The organism is Nocardiopsis chromatogenes YIM 90109 (assembly GCF_000341185.1).
Classification (GTDB): Bacteria; Actinomycetota; Actinomycetes; order Streptosporangiales; family Streptosporangiaceae; genus Nocardiopsis_A; species Nocardiopsis_A chromatogenes.
In genome coordinates, this window is sequence record NZ_ANBH01000317.1 from 1 (window position 1) to 20584 (window position 20584).

At 73.1% G+C, this 20584-nt stretch carries 14 protein-coding genes, 1 tRNA gene and 1 pseudogene; 4 read left to right on the forward strand and 12 right to left on the reverse strand.

The window, feature by feature from the left end; all coding sequences use genetic code 11:
* Positions 1-293: 293 nt before the first annotated feature.
* The gene (locus D476_RS0127930; RefSeq protein ID WP_017627190.1) at positions 294-1280 is read right to left on the reverse strand and encodes an AraC-like ligand-binding domain-containing protein; all 987 of its coding nucleotides are present in this window, start codon (positions 1278-1280) and stop codon (positions 294-296) included.
* Positions 1281-1503: 223 nt separating this feature from the next.
* On the opposite strand from D476_RS0127930, the gene D476_RS0127935 reads away from it, so the two are divergent.
* Positions 1504-3480: a primary-amine oxidase gene (locus tag D476_RS0127935; RefSeq protein WP_017627191.1), complete on the forward strand. Its 1977-nt coding sequence runs from the start codon at positions 1504-1506 to the stop codon at positions 3478-3480.
* A gap of 71 nt (positions 3481-3551) precedes the next feature.
* Here the strand turns inward: D476_RS0127935 and D476_RS0127940 are convergent, their stop codons facing one another.
* From D476_RS0127940 to D476_RS40200, 6 genes and pseudogenes are all read right to left on the reverse strand, one after another.
* Positions 3552-4958 carry an aldehyde dehydrogenase family protein gene (locus D476_RS0127940; RefSeq protein WP_017627192.1) on the reverse strand — a complete coding sequence of 469 codons (1407 nt, stop codon included), beginning with the start codon at positions 4956-4958 and terminating at the stop codon, positions 3552-3554.
* Between the two features lie 98 nt (positions 4959-5056).
* Positions 5057-5821 (reverse strand): SDR family NAD(P)-dependent oxidoreductase, encoded by a 765-nt coding sequence (locus tag D476_RS0127945; protein WP_017627193.1) that lies wholly within the window; start codon positions 5819-5821, stop codon positions 5057-5059.
* Between the two features lie 49 nt (positions 5822-5870).
* The gene (locus tag D476_RS0127950) at positions 5871-6644 is read right to left on the reverse strand and encodes an SDR family NAD(P)-dependent oxidoreductase (protein WP_017627194.1); all 774 of its coding nucleotides are present in this window, start codon (positions 6642-6644) and stop codon (positions 5871-5873) included.
* On the reverse strand, positions 6641-8098 hold the full coding sequence (locus D476_RS0127955; protein WP_017627195.1) for an APC family permease: 1458 nt from the start codon (positions 8096-8098) through the stop codon (positions 6641-6643). Before D476_RS0127955 ends, D476_RS0127950 begins: the two co-directional genes overlap by 4 nt.
* Before the next feature lie 33 nt (positions 8099-8131).
* On the reverse strand, positions 8132-8539 hold the full coding sequence (locus D476_RS38605) for a MoaF C-terminal domain-containing protein (RefSeq protein ID WP_017627196.1): 408 nt from the start codon (positions 8537-8539) through the stop codon (positions 8132-8134).
* Between the two features lie 73 nt (positions 8540-8612).
* Positions 8613-8909: pseudogene (locus D476_RS40200) on the reverse strand (MoaF N-terminal domain-containing protein); the annotation flags it as partial.
* Positions 8910-9145: 236 nt separating this feature from the next.
* Here D476_RS40200 and D476_RS0127965 point away from each other — a divergent pair.
* Positions 9146-10993, forward strand: a complete 1848-nt coding sequence (locus D476_RS0127965; protein ID WP_017627197.1) for an amidohydrolase — start codon at positions 9146-9148, stop codon at positions 10991-10993.
* Positions 10994-11021: 28 nt separating this feature from the next.
* Here the strand turns inward: D476_RS0127965 and D476_RS0127970 are convergent, their stop codons facing one another.
* From D476_RS0127970 to D476_RS0127990, 5 genes are all read right to left on the reverse strand, one after another.
* Positions 11022-11699: a GntR family transcriptional regulator gene (locus D476_RS0127970; protein WP_017627198.1), complete on the reverse strand. Its 678-nt coding sequence runs from the start codon at positions 11697-11699 to the stop codon at positions 11022-11024.
* 11 nt (positions 11700-11710) lie between these two features.
* Positions 11711-12763, reverse strand: a complete 1053-nt coding sequence (gene hpaD / locus D476_RS0127975; RefSeq protein WP_017627199.1) for a 3,4-dihydroxyphenylacetate 2,3-dioxygenase — start codon at positions 12761-12763, stop codon at positions 11711-11713.
* The gene (gene hpaE, locus D476_RS0127980; protein WP_017627200.1) at positions 12760-14283 is read right to left on the reverse strand and encodes a 5-carboxymethyl-2-hydroxymuconate semialdehyde dehydrogenase; all 1524 of its coding nucleotides are present in this window, start codon (positions 14281-14283) and stop codon (positions 12760-12762) included. Before hpaE ends, hpaD begins: the two co-directional genes overlap by 4 nt.
* On the reverse strand, positions 14280-15227 hold the full coding sequence (gene dapA, locus D476_RS0127985) for a 4-hydroxy-tetrahydrodipicolinate synthase (protein ID WP_040728032.1): 948 nt from the start codon (positions 15225-15227) through the stop codon (positions 14280-14282). The genes hpaE and dapA overlap by 4 nt, the downstream gene beginning before the upstream one ends.
* 13 nt (positions 15228-15240) lie before the next feature.
* Positions 15241-16671, reverse strand: coding sequence for a fumarylacetoacetate hydrolase family protein (locus D476_RS0127990; protein WP_152529456.1), 1431 nt, complete (start codon positions 16669-16671; stop codon positions 15241-15243).
* 476 nt (positions 16672-17147) lie between these two features.
* On the opposite strand from D476_RS0127990, the gene D476_RS0127995 reads away from it, so the two are divergent.
* Together D476_RS0127995 and D476_RS35815 are read left to right on the forward strand one after the other, a co-directional pair.
* A tRNA-Ala gene (locus tag D476_RS0127995) sits at positions 17148-17220 on the forward strand.
* Positions 17221-17840: 620 nt separating this feature from the next.
* Complete coding sequence (locus D476_RS35815) at positions 17841-18986, forward strand: hypothetical protein (RefSeq protein WP_160167456.1); 1146 nt, start codon at positions 17841-17843, stop codon at positions 18984-18986.
* Positions 18987-20584 lie beyond the last annotated feature (1598 nt).

The following is a 20584-nucleotide window of genomic DNA, read 5'->3' on the forward strand; positions in this document are numbered from 1 at the left end:
GGAGGTCTGGGGTTCGAATCCCCATAGCTCCACCGGGTGGGCCATTGTGCGCACCGTTTTCTTCGAGGTCGCTCGCGCCGGTGAGGCGGGGGCGGCCTCTTCGTCGTTCCAAGGGCATGCGTAGGCCGGGGTGCCGCGTCCGGGGCCGTGCCCACTCCTCCTTCTCCGGCCCGTGACTCTGCCAGCCCCTGACTCTCTGGGCCCTGAGCGGGTACTCCGCGCAGGGCGTCCGGTGTGGTGGCCGAGTGGGCACCGTTGCGCGCAGCCGACGGCCTGGGTGCCTCCCGATCGGCTCAGACGGCCTGGCGGACGGGGGCGCCGACCAGCCGCTGCCGGTAGGCGGTGGGGGACTCGCCGAATTCCGCCTTGAATAGCCGGCTGAAATGCGCGGCGTCGTGCAGGCCCCAGCGGCCCGCCACCCAGGAGACGGGGCGGTCGGCGAACAGCGGGTCGGCGAGGTCGCGGCGGATGTGCTCCAGGCGCCGGGAGCGGATCCACATCGAGACCGTCTGCCCCTCCGCCGAGAAGATCGTGTGCAGGTGCCGGGTCGAGATGTAGTGGGCCCGCGCGATGGACGACGGTGTGAGGTCGTGCTCGCCGAGGTGGCGGAGGATGTACTCGCGCACCTCCCGCGCCAGGCTCCGGGCCGGATGCGTCGCGGGCCCCTGGCGGCGGTGCAGCTCCTGCGACAGCATGGTGACGAGCAGGTCCAGGGCCGAATGGACTAGCCGTGAGGCATGGCTGTCGGCCAGCTGGTCCATGTTCCTGCCCAGTTCGACGAAGAACGGGTTGATCACCCGGCCCAGGCCGGTCTCCCCGGGGAACCGCGTGGCGGTGAGCCGGGCGACCTCGTCGCGCGGCAGGTCCACGAGTTCGTGCGGGAACATGATGACCATGGCCCGGCTCCGCTCTGGGAAGGTCAGCGTGTACGGCCGGTGCGTGTCATAGATGGCCAGGTCACCGGGGCCCAGTCCCACGGAGCGGCCGTCCTGCTCCAGGACCGCGGGGCCCGCCAGCTGGAGGCTCAGCTTGTAGTACTGGTCGTCGCCCTCCGAGATGAGCTCCGGTGTGCGCCGAACGACGTGCGGCGTCGCCGCGATCCCGAACAAGGAGACGTTGTCGACCACGGTCTGGGCGATGTGGCCGTGGAAGGCGACGCCGCCGAGCTCGTCGATCCTGAGCGGCACGACGGCGTGCGCGACCGCGGATCTCCAGGCGTCGAGGGCAAGTGGTGCGTTCGGCATGTCGATCGCGTGGCTCGCGCTGGCGGTACCGGACATCGCTCGTCCTTCCCCGACGGGTGGCGGGTGCCGAGAATCATATACGATCCGTGGTGTCGTCTCTACCACATTTCCGAGAGGTTCGTCAGCGCCGCTTGTCCGAGCGCGCAGACCGTTTGACGATGCGCGGCCGATCGGGCGGGCGGGCCGGTGGCGCCCCGCGCGGGCGGCTACGTTGATCCGCGACCCGCGACCGCTGGAACCCCTGTACGTAGGAGGATCGTTGACGACGGAAACCACCCCGCGCGGCACCCGGCCGTCGTCCTTCGGTGTGACGCACCCGCTCGACATGCTGACGGCCGATGAGATCTCCGCGGCCCGGGAGATCCTCGTCCGCCACGGCAAGGTCGGCCCGGCGACCCGGTTTCCGCGCGTGCTGCCGGTCGAACCGGACAAGCGAACCGTTCTGAGCCATACCCCCGGCGCGGACGACTTCGACCGCAGTGTGCTGGTCACCCTCCTGGACACCGCCACCGGGCAGGTCGGCGAGGCCGAAGTGTCCGTCACCGGCGGCGCAATCACCTCGTGGCGGGACCTGCCGACGGGGGAGCACCCGTACGGGCAGCCCCCGTACCTGCTGGAGGAGTACGGCCGTGCCTCCGAGATCGTCAAGGCGGACCCCCGCTGGCAGGCGGCCATGGCGCGCCGCGGTATCACCGACACGACCCACACGTTCGTCGCCCCGCTCGCGCCCGGCTACTTCCCCCGGGAGGGGGAGACGGGGCGGCGCATGATCCGGTCGCTCACCTTCCACCGGCGCCACGAGGGCGACAACCCGTGGGCGCACCCCGTCGAAGGGCTGATCGCGCACGTGGACCTGACGGCCGGGAAGGTGACCCGCCTGGAGGACGAGGGCGACGTCCCCGTGCCGCTGGACGACTGGAACTATGAGCACACCGGCCCCGCCCGCACCACGCTGAAGCCGCTGGAGATCACCCAGCCCGAGGGCGTCTCCTACACCGTGGACGGCACCCTCGTCCGCTGGGAGAACTGGTCCCTGAGGGTCGGCTTCAACGCACAGGAGGGCCTGGTCCTGAACCAGATCACCTTCCGCGACGGAGACGAGGACCGGCCCGTCGTCTACCGGGCCTCCGTACCCGAGATGGTCGTCCCGTACGGTGACACGGCGGCCGCCCGCTATTGGATCAGCTACTTCGACGCCGGAGAGTACGCCCTCGGCAAGAACGCCAACTCGCTCAAGCTCGGCTGCGACTGCCTCGGTGAGATCACCTACTTCGACGCCGTGGTGGCCGACGACAACGGCGACCCGATGCCCATCCCGCACGCCGTGTGCATGCACGAGGAGGACTACGGGATCCTCTGGAAGCACACCGAGCCGGGCGAGGCGTCCCAGGTGCGGCGCTCCCGCCGCCTCGTGCTGTCCTACTTCGCCACCATCGGCAACTACGACTACGGCTTCTTCTGGTACTTCTACCTCGACGGCTCGATCCAGATGGAGACCAAGGCGACCGGCATCGTGTTCGCCGGGGCCGCGGAGCCCGGGACCGAGAATCCGCACGCCCCCGAGATCGCCCCGGGCATCATCGGTCCGGTCCACCAGCACATCTTCTGCGCGCGCCTGGACATGTCCGTCGACGGGCCCGAGAACTCGGTCGAGGAGGAGAACCTCGTCGGGATCCCCACCGGACCGCGGAACCCATACGGGAACGCCTTCACCTACGAGCGCGTCCGGCTGTCCCGCGAGTCGGAGGCCGTCCGAGACGCCGACAGCGAGGCCGGACGCCGGTGGTACGTCACCAGCGCGAACCGGCGCAACGCCGTCGGCAGGCCGACGGCGTACCAGCTCACCCCGATGGCGGGCCCACGGCTCATGGCCCAGCCGGGCTCCTCGGCGGGCGACCGCGCCGAGTTCGCCCGCCACCACCTGTGGGTGACCGCATACGACCCGGCCGAACGCTTCCCGGCGGGCGACTTCCCGAACCAGCACGCGGGAGACGGCATCGGCCGGTGGGTGCAGGCCGACCGCGCGCTCACCGACACCGATGTCGTCCTGTGGCACACGTTCGGGCCCACCCACATCCCCCGGCCCGAGGACTGGCCGGTGATGCCCGTCGACTACTCCGGGTTCTGGCTCAAGCCGCACGGCTTCCTCGACGCGAACCCCGCCCTCGACCTGCCGGATTGGTCCTCCCGCGGGCACGGCGGAACGGGTGGGTCCACCGGCGAGTGCTGCCACTGACCTGCCACGAGACCGGCCCCCGCGGCACCTGGTGCCGCGGGGGCCGCGTGCTCTCGCGGGCGCGAGCGGCGTCAGGCCGCGATGACCTGCGGCACGCCGACGGCCTTGAGTCCTTCCACGCCGAACTCCAGGCCGTAGCCGGAGCCCTTGACCCCTCCGAACGGCACCATCGGGTGCAGGGTCCCGTGCTTGTTGATCCAGACCGTTCCGGCCTCGATGCGCGCCGCGACCTGCTTGGCCCACTCGGCGTCGCTCGACCACACCGACGCGCCGAGCCCGACGTCCAGGGCGTTGGCCTGGTCGACCACCGCGTCGAGGTCCGTGTACGCGAGGATCGGCAGCGCCGGTCCGAACTGCTCCTCCACGACGAGCGGCGCGTCGGCGGGCAGGCCGGTGACCAGCGTCGCGGGGTAGAAGTGGCCGGGCGCCCCGCGGTCGGGGCCGCCCCCGGTGACCACGCGCCCGCCCGCGGCCCTGGCCTGCTCGACGAGGCCGTCGACGATCCGGAACTGGGCGGCGGTGGTGAGCGGCCCGAGCATGCTCTCCTCCTTGACCCCCGGCCCCATCGGCATCCGGGCGGCCACCTCGGCCAGCGCGTCGACGACGTCGTCGTGGAGGGTGTGGTGCACGTACAGGCGTTTGAGCGCCGCGCACGTCTGCCCCGTATTGATGAACGCGCCCCAGAAGAGGTCCTCGGCGATGGCGGCCGGGTCGGCACCGGGAAGCACGATGCCCGGGTCGTTGCCGCCGAGTTCGAGCGTGAGCCGCGGCAGGTTGTCCGCGCTGGCGGCGGCGATCGCCTTGCCCGTGCGGGTCGAACCGGTGAACATGATCTTGTCGAACGCCGGGTGCGTCGCGAGCGCGGCCCCGAGGCCGCCGTCCCCGGACAGCACCGTCAGTACGCCCTCGGGGAGCACCCGGTTCACGATCGCGGCCAGCGCGAGCACCGAGAGCGGCGTGTCCTCGGACGGCTTCATCACCACGGTGTTGCCCATCCGCAGTGCGGGCCCGAACTGCCAGGAGGCGATGAGCGCCGGCCAGTTCCAGGGCCCGATTGCGCCCACCAGGCCCACGGCCCGGTAGCGGAGCGTCGCCTGGCCGGATTCGTCGTCGAGCACCCGCTCGGGTTCGAGCGGGGTGGCGGCCGCGGCGCGGAGCCACGCGGAGACCCCGCCCGCCTCGAAGCGGCTGCCCGGGCCGTTGAGCGGCTTGCCCTGCTCGCGGGAGATCAGGCGCGCGAGCGCTTCGGCGGACCGGTCGACGGCGTCGGCCGCGGCGTTCAGCAGCCGGGAGCGTTCGGTGTGGCCGAGCGCCTCCCAGGCGGGCTGGGCCTTCCGGGCGGCCGCCACGGCCCGCTCCAGGTCGTCGGTGCCGTGTTCCGGAGCGCGGCCGATCTCCTCGCCGGTGGCGGGGTCGGTGACCGGCCGACCGCCCTCCGGCGCCACCACGGCGGCCAGCAGGTCCTCGTAGTTCTCCATGTCCTCACCTCTGTGTCGTTCACGATTCGTGATCGGTGCTCCGGTCCGCCCAGGGGGCGCATGTGCGCGCGCACGGGACCGGCGCGGACGTGCCCGGCTCACGCGGGGAAGGCCGAGCGCGCGGAGAAGCCGAAGTCCATGGTCAGGGCCGCTCCATGGATCCCCGCGGCCTGCGGGGAGGCGAGGAACAGCACGTGCCCGGCGACGTCCTCGGGCCGGTGGACGGGGAAGTCGGCGTCCGCGAAGTCACGGCGCCCGAGGTCGCCCCGGCTCATCGGGGTGTCGACGACGGACGGGCAGACGGCGTTGACGCGCACCTCGCCCGCCGTCTCCACCGACAGCGCCCGCGCCAACTGCACCACGGCGGCCTTCGAGGCGCAGTACGGGACCATCCCCGGTGCGGCGACGAGCGCCGAGTCGCTCGCGACCAGGACCGCCGCGCCGTGGGGGGAGCGGCGCTGGGCCGGGAGGGTGTGCTTCAGCACCAGGAACGCGCCGGTGGTGTTCACGGCGAGGACCCGCTGCCACTCGGCGAGGGAGACCTCTTCCAGCCGGGTGCCGACGGGCCCGGACACCCCGGCGCACGTGACGACGGCGTCGATGCGGCCGAGGCGGTGGAGCGTCGCCCCGACGGCCGAGCGCACCGACTCCTCGTCCGTGACGTCCGCGGCGAACGCCAGGGCCCGGCCGGGAGTGCCGAGGGCGGCCGCCCGCTCTCGGGCACCGTCGCCGTCCTGGTCCAGCAGCACGGGGGTGGCGCCCCGGTCCGCCGCCGCGGCGGCGACCGCGGCGCCGATGCCGCTCGCGGCGCCCGTGACGAGGACGACGAGGCCCCCGAGGTCCGGGGGAGGGGTGGTCACCATGTGTTCCCTGCCTTTCGGCGGTGGACCGGGGCCGGGGCGTGGGCGGCCATCAGCCGAACGCCAGGGTCGGCACGTCGACGATGTGCGCGCCGCCGTCCACCACGAGGGTCGCGCCGTTGACGTACGTCGCGTCGGGCCCGAGGAGGAACGCCACCACACCGGCGATCTCCTCCGGGGCGGCGGGCCGCCCGAGCGGCACGTCGCGCGTCACCCTGGCGTAGGCGGATTCGACGTCGGCCGCGCCGCCGCCGTCGACGAGCACCTGCATCTCCTGGTCGGCCATCGGCGTGCGGACCCAGCCGGGGCAGACGGCGTTGGCCCGCAGGCGGTGCCCGTAGTCGCGGGCGAGCGACCGCACCAGCCCGAGCAGCGCGTGCTTGCCGACCGTGTACCCGGCCGTCTCCGGTCCCGCCCGCAGAGCCGCGAGCGAGGAGACGACCACGATGCTCCCGCCCGACCCCTCCAGCGCCCCGAGCGCCTCGCGGGCGGTGACGAAGGCCGTCGTCAGGTTGGCGTCCAGGCTTGAGCGCCACGCCTCGTCGCCGGTACCGCCGACGGTGTCGTAGCCGTGCCCGCCCGCGTTCGCGACGACGCCGTCGAGGCCGCCGTAGCGCTCGCCGATCTCCTCGACGACGCGCCGCATGGCGGCACCGTCCGCGGCGTCGGCGGGCATCGCGGCGATGCGCGGGTGCGCCGCCGCGACCTCTTCGAGCGGTTCGGGCCGCCGGCCGGAGACGACGACGTCGCCGCCGTCCTCGGCCAGCCGGGTGGCGACGGCGGCGCCGATCCCCGTGCCGCCGCCGGTGACAAGGTAGGTGCTCACGGGGTCCCCCCGGTGGTCGCGGGCTGGTCGGAGACGCGGTCGAGGTCCTGGTCGAGGGACCGCCACACGTCCGGCCTCGACGCGCGCAGCCAGGAGGCCACGGCCACGGCGGCGGCGATGGCGACCGGCAGCAGCCAGGGGAGCAGGGCGATGACCGGGCTGTCGCTGCCCGCGAGCTCGGGGAAGTTGCCGAACGCCAGCGCCGTGACGGTCCACAGCCCCAGTCCGCCGAGGAGCGGCAGGGCGAGCGTCGAGAGCAGGCGCGGGTCCCGGACCCGCCGGAAGTGCACCACGATGGCGGTCGCGGCGATCGCCTGGAGCGCGACGATGCCGAGTGTGCCGATACCGGTGAAGGCCGCGACGAGGTTGGCGATCGGGTCGACCCCGGCGACGGCGTAGGCCATCGCGACGAGCGTCGCGAAGACGAGCTGGGCGGAGGAGGCGACGACGGGCGCCCCGTTCGCGCGGCGGGTGTGCGCCAGCCGCCGGGGCAGGACGCCGACCCGGCCGAGCGCGTACAGGTAGCGGGTCGCGGAGTTGTGCAGCGCGAGCAGCGCCGCGAACAGGCTGACCACGAGCAGCAGCTGCATCGCGTCGGTCAGGCCGCCGCCGAGGTACTGCCGGGAGACGGTGAAGACCAGGTCGCCCGCCGCGAGGTGTTCGCGCGCGGTGCCGCCGGCCTCGCGCACCCCGAGTGCGGAGACGATCGCCCAGGTGGTGACGGCGGCGAAGACGCCGATGAAGAGGATCGCCACGTAGGTGGCGCGCGGGATGGTGCGCCTGGGGTCGCGCGCCTCCTCGCTGAACAGCCCGGTCGCCTCGAAGCCGACGAACGCGTTGGCGGCGAAGAGCAGCCCGAGCCCCACCGACCCCGTCAGGAACACCTCGGGCAGGAACGGCTCGAACGAGTAGCCCGTGGTGAGGAGGATGGCGATGTCGAGGACGACGAGGATCGCGACCTCGAGGACGAGCGCGACCCCGAGCACCTTCGCCGAGACGTCGATGCCGCTGCGCGTCAGCAGCCACGCGGCCGCGGCCGAGGCCAGGCTCCAGAGCCACCACGGCAGGTCCAGGCCGAAGACGTCGGCGACGACGATCGAGGTGAAGAAGCCGCTCGTGCCGACCGCCCCGGCGACGAAGCAGTTGTAGCCGACCAGGGCCACGAAGGCGGCGACCAGGCCCGCCGTCCGGCCGAGGCCGCGCACCACGAAGGCGTAGAACCCCCCGGCGTTCACCAGGCGCTTGGACATCTGGGCGTACCCGACGGCGAAGAGCAGGAAGACGGCGGTGGCGAGGAGGAACATCATCGGCGTCCCGCCGCCGGTTCCGACGGCGATGCCGATGCCGCCGATGACGATGATGCCGGTCAGGGGGGCGACCGCGGCCAGGACGAGGAACACGACCCCCGGGACGCCGAGGTGCCCCTTGAGCCGGGTTTCCGGTGGGGTGGACAAAGGTCCGCTCCTTTGCCGATAGGACGCTGGGGGTCAGGCCGTGGCGGCGCTGAGGATCTCGGCCTGTGCTCCGACGGGGAAGTTCACGACGGAGCCGGGGTCGAACCCTTCGTTGCCGAAGATCTTTCCGTCGGTGCGCATGCGGTCGAGGTCGATGAGCAGGAGCCCGAGCGTCGGGACGATCTTCTCCCGCCAGACGAAGAGGGTCAGCCGGTCCCTGACGGCGATGTGGTGGCACCGGTCGGTGTCGGCGAGGCCCTGCTCGACCCCCTGCAGGCAGTGCCAGGTGTACAGGTCCGGGGTGAGGTAGACGTGCTCGTACACCTCGCTCGGCGAGTAGGTGTACCGGTTGCGCAGTCCGACCAGCGCGGTCGTCGGTGCGTGCCGGGCGGCCGGCGGGCCGCCGATGCCGCCGGGGACGNACGATGCGCGCGGTGACACCGGTCGGCTCGTCGCCCCGCCGGACCCGGGTGTAGGCGGACTCCGCCCTGGCCTCGGCGCCCGGGAGCCGGCCTTCGACCAGGGTGACGGCCCCGGTCTCGACGTCGGCGACGAAGGTCGTGGAGACCCCGTCCGCGACGCCGTCGATCATGTAGACGCCGGACCGGATCGAGGTGACCCGGACGGGGACGTCGGTGTGGTCGCCCCAGGACGCGGTGCGCTCGGCGATCCGCAGCGTCGTCGGCGCCGACGGCGCGTCGAGGTTCAGCGTCAGCGTCCGCCCGCTGAGGTCGGCCGTCTCACCGAGGAGGTCCGCAGCAGGTGCGAACCCCTCGCCGAGGGCACCGACCGGGATGAACGATTCGCTCATCTGCACTCCTCTTCGTCGGGTGGTGGGGGCCGATTCCCAGGACCCTAGGGAGCGCCGCCGTGAGCTCCTAGGACACCGGCGCACGGGGCTTGTCTCTGACGGCACACCGGCGGAGCGGCGCCCCGAAAGCGCCCGACGACAAGCCCGCCGCGCTCTTGCGCAAGACGGGGGCGCCCGCGGCGCGGACGATGCCGGGCTACGGCGTCGGTGCGACGGCGAACCAGAGGAGGCCGGACATGACGGATCAGCGGAGGCCGCTACGGCGGCGGAGGTTCCTGCAGGCCGCGGGCGCAGGGGTCGCGCTCGGTGCGATCGGGGGCGCCGCCGAGGCGGCGGCCCGGACCGGAAAGGGCGGCGGTGCCGGGCGGGGCGGTGCGGACCTGGTGCTGTACGACGGCAAGGTGCTGACCATGGACGGGGAATCCGCCCCCGCCGAGGCCGTCGCCATCAAGGACGGCGTGGTTCTGGCCGTGGGCACCACCCGCGAGCTGCGGCGCCTCACGAACGCGCGGACCGAGGCGGTCGACCTCCACGGCCGGACCGTCATCCCCGGGGTCAACGACGGGCACTTCCACCCGATGGGCCTCGGTACGGGACGGCCTCCGCTGACGCTGGACCTCGGCCGGGACGCGGTCGCCTCCATCGCCGAGATCCGCGACCTCGTCGCCGAGGCGGTCCGGGACAAGGCGCCGGGGGAGTGGATCCGCGGCTTCGGCTGGGACCAGGGGTACCTGGCCGAAGGCCGGTACCCGACCCGGCACGACCTCGACGAGGTGTCCGCGGACAACCCGGCCGCACTGCGCGAATGGTCCGCTCACGCCCTCTGGGTGAACTCCAAGGCACTGGAGATCGCCGGAATCACCCGGGACACCGAGCCGCCGCCCGGCGGCGAGATCGTCAAGGACGGCGACGGTGAACCGACCGGGCTGCTGCTGGAAGGGGCGGCCGGACTGGTGGACGAGGTCATGCCGGACTTCACCGAGGAGGAGAAGCGGCAGGGCCTGCGCGCGGCCGTGGACATCATGCACCGGCACGGCATCACCTCGGTGACGGACGCCGGCATCGACCTCGAATCGGTCCGCCGGTACGACGACATGCTGCGGTCGGGCGACATCCGCCAGCGCTGCACGATCATGGTCGCCGCCTCCGGCACCGACGACCTGCGTGAAACGCTGCTGGAGGCCGGGCGGATCGGGACCGAACCCGCATGGCTGAACGTGAACCAGGTGAAGATCTTCGCCGACGGGGTGCCGACCCAGGCCCGGACCGCCTGGGTCTCCGAGCCCTACATCGGCGGCGGCAACGGCGGGCTCACGCTGCCCGGAGGCTCGGAGGAAGAGCAGCTCGCCCTGCTGAACGACTGGGTCATGACCGCGCACGAGCTGGGCTTCCAGGTGGGGACCCACGCGACCGGCGACCTGACCGCCAACGCGGTCGTGGACGCCTACGAGGCCGCCGTCGAGCGGTTCGGCGGCGCGGGGCTGCGCCACTACGTCATCCACGGCGACCTGACGACGCCCGCGGACCTGCGGCGCATGGCCGCGCTCGGCTTCCCGGTGAGCTTCAACCCCCAGATCAAGCGCTCCCTCTCGCACCAGCTGGTCGACATCCTCGGCCGCGAGCGCACCGACTACCAGTGGCCCTACCGCACCGCGCTCGATCTGGGCGTCTCGGTCGCCAGTTCCTCCGACGCGCCCGTGGTGGGCATGCCGGACTTCCGCGCGGGGCTGACGGCCGCGCTGACGCGCAAGAGCCTGGAGACCGGCGAGGTGTTCGGCGCCGAGGAGGTCATCGGCCTGGAGGAGGCCCTGGCCAGCTACACGACCGCGGGCGCATGGCAGGACCGCGCCGAGCGCTGGAAGGGCACGCTCGCGCCGGGCATGGCCGCCGACCTCGCCGTGTTCGACGGGGACCTGGCCGATACGGCGCCCGAGGAGATCGTGGACCTGCCGATCGCCATGACCGTCGTCGGCGGCGAGGTCGTCTACGACGCGGCGGACGACACGCCCGCCGCGACCCCCTCGTCCGCGGCGGCGGCGGGCGGCCTCGCGGCGTACATGGACACCGGCTGCCGCCACGACTGAGCGCTCCGTAGGGCGCCCCGCAGGGCGCTCACGACGGCCGGCCCGCGTCGAGGTAGGCCTCCAGGGTGCGGAGGGTGTGCGTGCGGGTGGCCCGTTCGACCTCCTCCTCTGGCGCCCCGCGGCGCAGCAGGTCGAGAAGGTGCTCGTGCTCGTCGACCGAGACGGCGGGCCGGGCGGGCACGAAGGAGAAGCTGGAGCGGCGGATGAGCGACATGCGCTGCCATTCGCGGTCGAGCAGGTCGAGCAGGTGGCGGTTGGGGCACGGAGCACAGAGCAGCTGGTGGAACCGCTCGTTGAGCTCGGTGAACCGCACGGGGTTGAAGTCGGTGCGGTGCAGGGCGCGCATCTCCTCGTTGAGCGCCGCGGCCTCGTCGAGGCGGGCCTCGTCCAGGTGCGGCGCCGCCAGCGCGGTGGCGGCGCCCTCCAGGTAGGCGAGGACCTGCATGGTGTCGGTGTAGTCGGCGGTGTCGATGCCGGTCACCTCGGCACCGACGTTGCGGGTGAACGTCACGAGCCCTTCGGCTTCGAGGCGCCGGACGGCTTCGCGGACCGGCACCGGGCTGACGGTGAACTCACGGGCGAGCTGGTCGAGGACGAGCCGGTGGCCCGCGCTGTAGCGGCCGGTCAGGATGCGTTCGCGCACCTGCCGGTACACGGTCTCCGACTTCGACGGCGCGCGGCCGCCGGCCGCGGCGGTGTCCGGCATGAACGTCCTCTCTACAACTGCTCGCCGACCTTGAAACCCCTGGCCGTATCGTCCTTGCGAGTGTAAGAGAAGCCGTCGGCGCCGATGGTCACGTCCATCTCCGAGGCCTGTTCGCGTTCGCGCAGCGGCACGGGCGCCCCGTCGAGGTCGAGCACGGCGGACGCGTCGGTGTACCAGCTCGGCACGACGGCGTGGCCCCACCAGTCGCGGCGCTGGTTGTCGTGCACGTCCCAGGTGACGACCGGGTTGTCGGGGTCGCCGGTGTAGTAGTCCTGGGTGTAGATCTCGATGCGGTGGCCGTCGGGGTCGCGCAGGTAGAGGTAGAAGGCGTTGGACACGCCGTGCCTGCCCGGACCGCGTTCGATGGCGTCGGAACGGCGCAGGGCACCGAGCTTGTCGCAGATATACAGGATGTTGTGCTTCTCGTGTGTGGCGAAGGCGATGTGGTGCATCCGGGGTCCGGAGCCGCCGGTGAGGGCGGTGTCGTGGACGGTGTCCTTGCGCGCGAACCATGCGGCGTAGGTGACACCGTCGTCGTCGCGGATGTCCTCGGTGCGTCTGAAGCCGAGCTCCTCCAGGTAGGCCGCACCGGCCACGACGTCGGGGCATACCTGGTTGAAGTGGTCGAGCCGGACGATCGCGCCCGCGCCGTACAGGTCGGAGCGCCACGTGAGGCGCGGCGCGTGTGCGACGCCGTAGAAGAACTCGTACGGGAAGCCGAGCGGGTCGAGCACCCGCACGACCTCATCGACCCCGGTGCGGAACCCCGCGGGCTCGCGCCGGACGTCGCAGCCCAGCGCCCGGTAGTGGGCCTCGGCCGCGTCCAGTTCGCCGGGGCTGCGCACGCGGAACCCGAACGCGGCGACAGCGGGCACCGGGCCCTCGCGCAGGACCAGGTTGTGGTGGATGAACTCCTCCAGCGCGCGCAGGTGGACCTCCCGGTCGTTCTCCTCGGTCACGACGAGTCCGAGAACGTCCACATAGAATTCGCGGGACGCCGCGAGGTCGCTGACCACGAGTTCGAGGTAGGCCGAGCGCACGATGTCGGGCGGCGTGGCGGTCATCGGGTACTCCCTGCTCCCGAGAAGAACGGGTCCTGGTCGTTGTAGCCCCCGGCGCCGAAGCGTGCGGTGTGCACGTCGCCGAGTGTGACGTGGACGGCCTGCTGCTCGGTGTAGAAGTCCAAGGAGCGGTGGCCGCCCTCCTGGCCGAGGCCGGAGGCCTTCACCCCGCCGAACGGCGAGCGCAGGTCGCGGACGTTGTGGGAGTTGATCCACACCATGCCCGCCTCGATCCGGTCGGCCACCCGGTGCGCCCGCCGCAGGTCGTTCGTCCACACGTACCCGGCGAGCCCGTACTGGACGTCGTTAGCGAGGTCGACCGCCTCGTCGTCGGTGTCGAACGGGGTGACGGCGACGACGGGGCCGAAGATCTCCTCCTGGAAGATCCGCGCCGTGCGGGGCACGTCGGCGAACACGGTGGGGGAGAGGTAGTTGCCGTCGGGCAGGTGCTCCGGCCGCCCGCCCCCGGCGACGAGCCTGGCCTCGCCCGTACCGATCTCGACGTAGCCCAGCACGCGCTCGTAGTGCTCCGGGTGCACGAGGGCGCCCACCTCGGTCGCCGGGTCGTCCGGGGGGCCGACCTTGATCGCGGCCGCGCGCTCGGCGAAGCGGGCCAGGAACCCGTCGTAGACGGACCGCTCGACGAGGATGCGGGAGGAGGCGGTGCAGCGCTCGCCATTGAGGGAGAACACGCCGAACAGGGTCGAGTCGAGCGCGGCCTCCAGGTCGGCGTCGGCGAAGACGAGCGCGGGGGACTTGCCGCCGAGCTCCATCGACAGCCCCTTGAGCCGCTCGGAGGCGTTCGCGAAGATCCGCCGCCCGGTCCCGGTCTCGCCGGTGAAGGAGATCAGATCGACGTCGGGGTGCGTGACCAGCGCCTCCCCGGCGACCTCGCCGATGCCGTTGACCAGGTTGAACACCCCCTCAGGCAGCCCGGCCTCCGCGAACACCTGGGCCCACAGGGACGCCGAGAGCGGCGTGAACTCCGCGGGCTTGAGCACGACCGTGCAGCCCCCGGCGAGTGCGGGGGCGAGTTTCCACGACTCCAGCATGAACGGCGTGTTCCACGGCGTGATCAGCCCCGCCACACCGACCGGCTTGCGGTTGACATAGTTGATCTGCATGCCCGGCACCTTGTAGGCGTCGTCGGCCCGGGCCACGACCAGGTCGGCGAAGAACCGGAAGTTCTCCGCGGCGCGGCGGGCCTGGCCCTTCGCCTGGGTGATCGGCAGACCGGTGTCGAAGGACTCCATGGCGGCCAGCTCGTCGTCGATCGACTCGACGGCGTCGGCGACCCGGTTGAGGATCCGGGCGCGTTCGCGGTTCCTCATCCGCGGCCAGGGCCCGTCCGTGAAGGCGCGGCGGGCGGCCGCCACGGCGGCGTCGATGTCCTCCTTCCCTCCGGCGGCGGCCCGGGTGTAGACCTCGTTGGCGGCGGGCGCGAGCACGTCGAACGTGGCGCCGTCGGCGGAGCCGGTGGACGCGCCTCCGATGTGGTGCCCAATCGGGTCGGGGATGTTCATGTGAGGCTCCTCGACGGGACGGGAGTGAGGTGGTGCTCGGCCTCGGCGGCCAGCGCGCGCACCGTGTCCCGGCCCTGCTCGGACAGCGGGGTCAGCGGCGGGCGGACGTGATCGGAGCGGATCAGGCCCCGACGGGCCATCAGCCACTTCGCCGGAGCCGGGTTGGTCTCGGTGAACAGCAGGTCGACCAGCGGATGCACGCCGTAGTGCAGCTCGCGGGCCCGGTCCCAGTCACCGGCGACGGCGGCGTCGTAGGTCTGGGCGACGGCGGCCGGTGCGATGTTGGACAGGGCGGAGATGAAGCCGATGCCGCCGAGCGCGATCAGCGGCAGGGGCAGACGNCACAGCAGCTCGATGCCCGACCACATCAGGACGTCCCGCCCGCAGGCGTGCATGACACGGGAGAAGTGCTCGAAGTCCTTGGTGGTCTCCTTGATGCCCACGATGTTGTCGTGGTCGCGGTACAGCCGGGCGAACGTCTCCGGTGCCAGCTCGACCGCGGTGCGCACCGGCACGTTGTAGGCGACGATCGGCAGGTCCGGGAACTCGCGGGCGACCGTGGAGTACCACGTGTAGAGCGCCCCCTGCGTGGGGCGCGCGTAGTACGGCGTGACGACCAGCACGGCGTCCGCACCCGCGTCGGCGGCGATGCCCGTGAGCTCCAGCGTCTCGTCGAGCTTCGCCGACCCCGTTCCGGGCAGGAACGGGACCTCGTCGCCGACCTCAGCGGCGACGAGCCGGATCGCCTCGGCGCGCTCGTCCGGCGTCTGCGCCGACGGCTCCCCGGTCGACCCGCCGATCGAGATGCCCCGCGAACCGTTGGCGAGCTGCCAGCGCACCATCGCCCGCAGCGACTCGTGGTCCACGGCCCCCTCGTCGGTGAAGGGGGTGAACAGCGGTGCCATCGCGCCCCTCATGCGGGAGGGGTCGGATCGGAATCGCATCGGTCCTCCTCTCTCAGTCCTGCGCCTCGTACCGCTGCCGCCACTGCGCGTTCAGCGGGTACAGGCCGTTCACGGGCTCGCCTTGACGGACCATCTCGGCGATGAACTCCTCTTCCCTCTCCTGGGCCTCGGCCGCCTCCAGCACCTCGTGCACGAGACCGGGCGGGATGACGAGCGCGCCGTCGTCGTCGGCCACGATGACGTCGCCCGGCTGGACGGTGGCCCCGCCGCACGCGATCGTCGTGTCCGTCTCCCACGGCACGTGCCTGCGGCCGAGCACCGCCGGATGGTGCCCGGCGCAGAAGACCGGCAGGCCGGTGGCGGCGACGGCGGCGGCGTCGCGGACCGCGCCGTCGGTCACCACGCCCGCGGCGCTGCGGACCTGGGCGCGCAGCGCGAGGATGTCGCCGAGCGTGCCCGCGCTCGCGTCGCCCCGCGCCTCCATGACCAGGACCTCGCCCGGGCCGATGGTGTCGAACAGCCGCTTCTGCGCGTTGAAGCCGCCGCCCCGCTCGGCGAACAGGTCCTGGCGGTACGGCACGAACCGCAGCGTCCGCGCCCGGCCGACCAGGCGTCGGCCCGGGACCAGCGGCCGGACCCCGTCGATGGCGGCCTCGTCCAGCCCCTGCCTGCGCAGTTGGACCGAGAGCGTCGCCACCGCCACCGCCTCCAGGCGCTCCCGGACCTCCGCGGTGAGCACCGGTTCCGGTGGGCGGCCCCACGCGGCGGCGCGCTGTGCCTCGTCCGCCTCGGGCGGGCTGCCCCACGGGGCCAGCGCCGGGCCCGCGCTCACATCGGTGGCCAGGCGGCCCGACGTGAGCGCGGGGGCGTCGAGGGAGAACACCTCCACCTCCACCCGCTGCCCCGGCTGGGCGACCGAGGCACCCGCGGGCGTTCCGGTGAGGACGACGTCGCCCGGTTCGAGCGTCATCACGCGGGACAGGTCGGCCAGCATCAGCCCGAACGGGAAGATCAGGCCGGCGCTGCTGTCGTCCTGGACGAGCTCCCCGTCCAGCCACGTGCGGATGCCGATCCGCTCCGGATCGAGCCGCTCGGCCGGGATCAGGGCCGGGCCGAGGGGGGTGAAGCCGTCGCCGCCCTTCGAGCGCACGTTGGAGCCCCGGTCGGCGTAGCGCAGGTCGTACAGCCCGAGATCGTCGGCAGCGGTGACCCAGCCGACGTGCGCCCACGCCTCGTCCGGGGACACATTGCGCGCGGCCGTTCCGACGACCAGCGCGATCTCGCCCTCGAACCCCAGGAGTTCGGTGCCCTCGGGCCGGGTGACCGTGCCCGGCCCGGTGACCGACGAGCCGGTCTTGAGGAAGTACGACGGGTGTGCGGGCGCTCGACCGCGCTGCTCGGCCCGCGAGGCGTAACTGAGATGGACGGCGATCACCTTGCCCGGCCGGTGGCCGAGGAGTCCGGAGACCGGGTCGTTGCTCACCAGGGTCACCTCATATCATCGATGAAATCATATATGATTTTGCTCGGCGGGGCACGGCGCGTCAAGGGTGGTGCCGGGGACCGCGGGAAGGGCGGGCCGCATCGGGTCCGCGGAACCGGTCGGCGACACGGGGTGCCTCAGGGAGCTCGGCGAGGTGGCGAGCCGGTCCCGGGCCCGGGCCTGTGCGCACGGGGGTACGGTGGCCAACGCGTTCTCTCCGCTCATCCTGAACGCGGCCGAACGCATGCACACCACCGTCGAGGCGTTGGGGGCCAGGGGCCTGCGCGTCGGAGCGCCCGAGCGGGCGACGCATCCGCCCGGCCCTCCCCGCGGCCGACCACCGCGACGTTCTGCTCACTCGGCGCCTCTGGGCGCTGTGCGGCACAGGGGCACGGGGTCGGAGCGCAGGGGGCGGCGTCAGCGGTCACCCCACTCCCGGGAATCCGGTAGTATCAAGGCGTTGCCGCACGGCACACGGGGCTATGGCGCAGTTGGTAGCGCGCCTCCATGGCATGGAGGAGGTCTGGGGTTCGAATCCCCATAGCTCCACAGAAGGCGGAAGGCCCGGACGGTACGTCCGGGCCTTCCGTGTTTTCCGGGCCGTCCGCACCCACCGGCCCCTTTTCACTGCCGTCCCGGCCGTCACACGCCTCACGCCCACGGTGGCCGGTATCGGACCGCTCAGCGGTCTGCCGCCCGATGCTGTGATGCGTGCCACGTCTTCGGGGAAACCGGAGGTGAGGGCGGATCACGAGCCGAGGGGCCGCCGCCCCGGCCCCTGAGCGCCGGCGGCGCCGCGGACAGGGGCCTACTGAGGGCGTCGATCGGAATGTAGTTTCGTTGACGTCACCCATTGAGCAGAGGAAGACCGTGACACCGAATCCCCCCGCCCGGTCCCGCCTCACTGCACGAACACTCATCGCGACCGGGGCCCTGCTGGCGGGCGGCCCCNCGCCCCCGGGACCGGAGGCGAGCACTTCGCGGGCGCGCGTATCGCCGCCGTCGAATGGTGCGGCACGGGCGTCGTCGGCGACCTCAACAGCGACCGCTCCGAAGGCCCGGCCACCGCCCGCTGGGCCCCGCCCGAAGAGTCCGAGCGGTCGGACGGGCCGGGCGGCGTGGCGGGGGAGCAGCACTTTCCCGAAGCGCCGGAGGCGGGCATCAGCAGGGTGACCGCGGGGCACGACACGCTCGCCGCCGAGGCGGCGGTGTCCGGCGTGCACTTCTCCCCGTCGTGCGTGCTGGTGCGGGACGGCACCGGCGAGGCGGGCTCCGCGGGAGGGGGCGCCCTGGTCGGCGGCGCGCACACGCGGGCGGAGGACGAGGACCTGGCGGCCGTCTTCGGCGCAGACGACCTCGTGGTCGTCGGCAAGGTCGAGTCGCAGGCCGAGTGGACCCGTGAGCGCGGGGCGACGGCCCGGCTGGAAGTGCAGGACCTGCACGTGCTCGGCCACGAGGTGGAGATCGGCGCCGGGACCTACGAGCGCACGTTCACGGCCTCGGGGCCGAACGGGCCCGTGGAGGTCGACTTCACGGCGCGCGCGGCGGTGACCGAGCTGCCGGACGGGCAGCCGGGGGCGACGACCGCTTCGGCCGGTCTGGACATGGAGTTCGACGTCACCTCACCGGCGGAGGAGGGGGAGGAGCCCGAGCTGCGGACCTACCGGCTGGAGCTGGCGGGCACCAGCGTGCACAGCGAACGCGCCGTCCAGGGCGGTCCGGAGCCGCAACAGGAGGAGGCCCCCGAGCCCGACGACGACCTCTCGCCCGGCGTCCCGCCGAACCCGGGCGGCGGCTCGGACGGGGGCGACGGTGGATCGGACGGCCGGAGCGGCGAGGGCGGCCAGAACGGCCAGGGTGGTCAGGACGGTCAGGGTGGTCAGGACGGCCGCGAGGGCGAGAACGGCCAGGGCGGCGACGACGGCCGCCAGGGCGGGAACGGTGCGGACCCCGGCGACGGAGACCAGGGCGAGGACGGCGATCGCGGCGGGAACGGCGGCGCCGGGGGCTCCCCGGACGGATCGCAGAACGGCTCCCCCGGCTCCGGCCCCGGCAACGGAGACGGGGACGGGCAGGGGGACACCGGCGGTGACCCCTCCCCGGATCCGACCAGGACTCCCGACGCCGGTTCCCGGGGAACGCCCGGCCGCGACGACGTGACCATCGACCCACAGGGGAGCGAGCCCCGAGGCGGGCTGCCGGTGACCGGGACGGCGATCCTGGGCATGGTGGCCGCCGGAGGCCTGTCACTGGCCGGAGGCGGCGCCGCCCTGTACCTGGGCCGCACGAGAAGGTCCGCCGAAGCCGAGCACTGAGGCCGGAGGACCTGGGCGCGTACTTCCCCAGGCGGCTCCACCCGACCGTCGGCCCGCCGGGAGTCCCAGGCTAAAGACGGCGACGAGGAACGTCGGCAGCCCTCCCGGCAGCACCGTCGACCACCAGGCGTGCGGATGGTCGCCGTGGTTCGGCAGCGACGGCACGGCAAGTGCCCCGCTCACGGCCCCCGGCCGGGCGGCAGGCCACCGGAGCGCAAGGGACAAGGCGGCAACGAGGACAGGTCAGCGGCCCCGCCTGCAGCGTTGTCGGCCGCCGGGCGTGCAGATGGTCGCTGTGATGGGCGGCGACGGGGCCAGGTGGTGCCCCGCTTAGGGCTGCTTGCCGGGGGGGTGCCGGGGTGTGAGGGAGAGGGCAGCGACGGCGAGAGCGGGGCGCTTCCCGGGCGCAGATCGCCGGGTGGCGGGTCTCTCGTGGTCTGGGCAGGGGGCGGCGGCTCGGCTGGTGCTCCGCTCCCCGGCCCCGGCCGTCCGCCGGGCCGCCGGAGCGTGGGGCGGAATGCGGCGACGAGGCAAGGTCGGCGGGCCCTTCGGCAGCGCGGTCGGCCGCTGGGCGTGTGGGTGGTCGCCGTTGATGGCGGCGACGGCGGGAGTGGGCGGCTCTGATCCTGCCTGCCGGATGGCGGGTTCCTCGGGGCCCGGGAAGGCGGCGGCACAGTAGGTCCCCCGCTCAAGGACCCCGACCGGGCGGCGGGCCGCCAGGGAGTGAGGGTGGGAGGCGGCGACGACGCAGGTCAGCGACCCGTGCGTTAGCGCTGTCGGGCGCAGCGCGGGTGCGTGGTCGCTGGAGAGGGCGGCGACGGCACAAGCGGGGCACCTCCCCGGCCCCTCCTGCCGGTTCCTCTCGGTCCGGGAGGGCGGCGCGGCGCCGGGGTTCGCGCTCTTCTGCATCCGTGGCGGCCGCCGGGCCTGCACGGTGAACCCCGCTAGTCCTGTGACCTGGGCGGATACTCCGCGTTAGGTGCGGGCGGGGGCGGGATGCACGCCCAGCGACACCCGCGAACGCCCCCGGGCGACGAACACCGCGATACCAGAACAGGTTCTGGAAGCGGAATGCCCTATTCCTGCCCGATTGGGGTGTTCGGCTCGGGCGTGGGGGGCGGGCGCGGGGGCGCCCAGACCCTTCCGGCGGGCTCCCCGGGCCCGCACGCGACCGATATCGGCTACAAACAGTGACACCAGGCCCGGCAAACGGCCCCGGTGTGCCGTTTAAGGCCCTCCGAGCACCGGATCCCGTTCAGGTATCGCGATGAACGCACACCCGCACCGCCCGCCGGGCCGCCTCGGACGTCGAACAGGGCGCGGGAGTGGCCCCGGCGGCCGGGGAACCGGGCGAAGTGGACACCGGGCCGGTACCGGCAGGACCGGAACCCGCCTTCCGGACCCCGCACGCACACCCCGGCGGCATCCTGTGTCGTGGAATCACTGCTTCCAGGGCGATCGGGTGGCGATTCCACCGCACAGGATCACCGACCCTCTCCCCGCGCGCCCACTATGCCTGCTATGCCCGGTATGCGCCCCGGAGGGGCGCCCCCGGTGCCTGCGCGCCGGCCCGGCGGCCGCCACGAGCGCGGGCGACC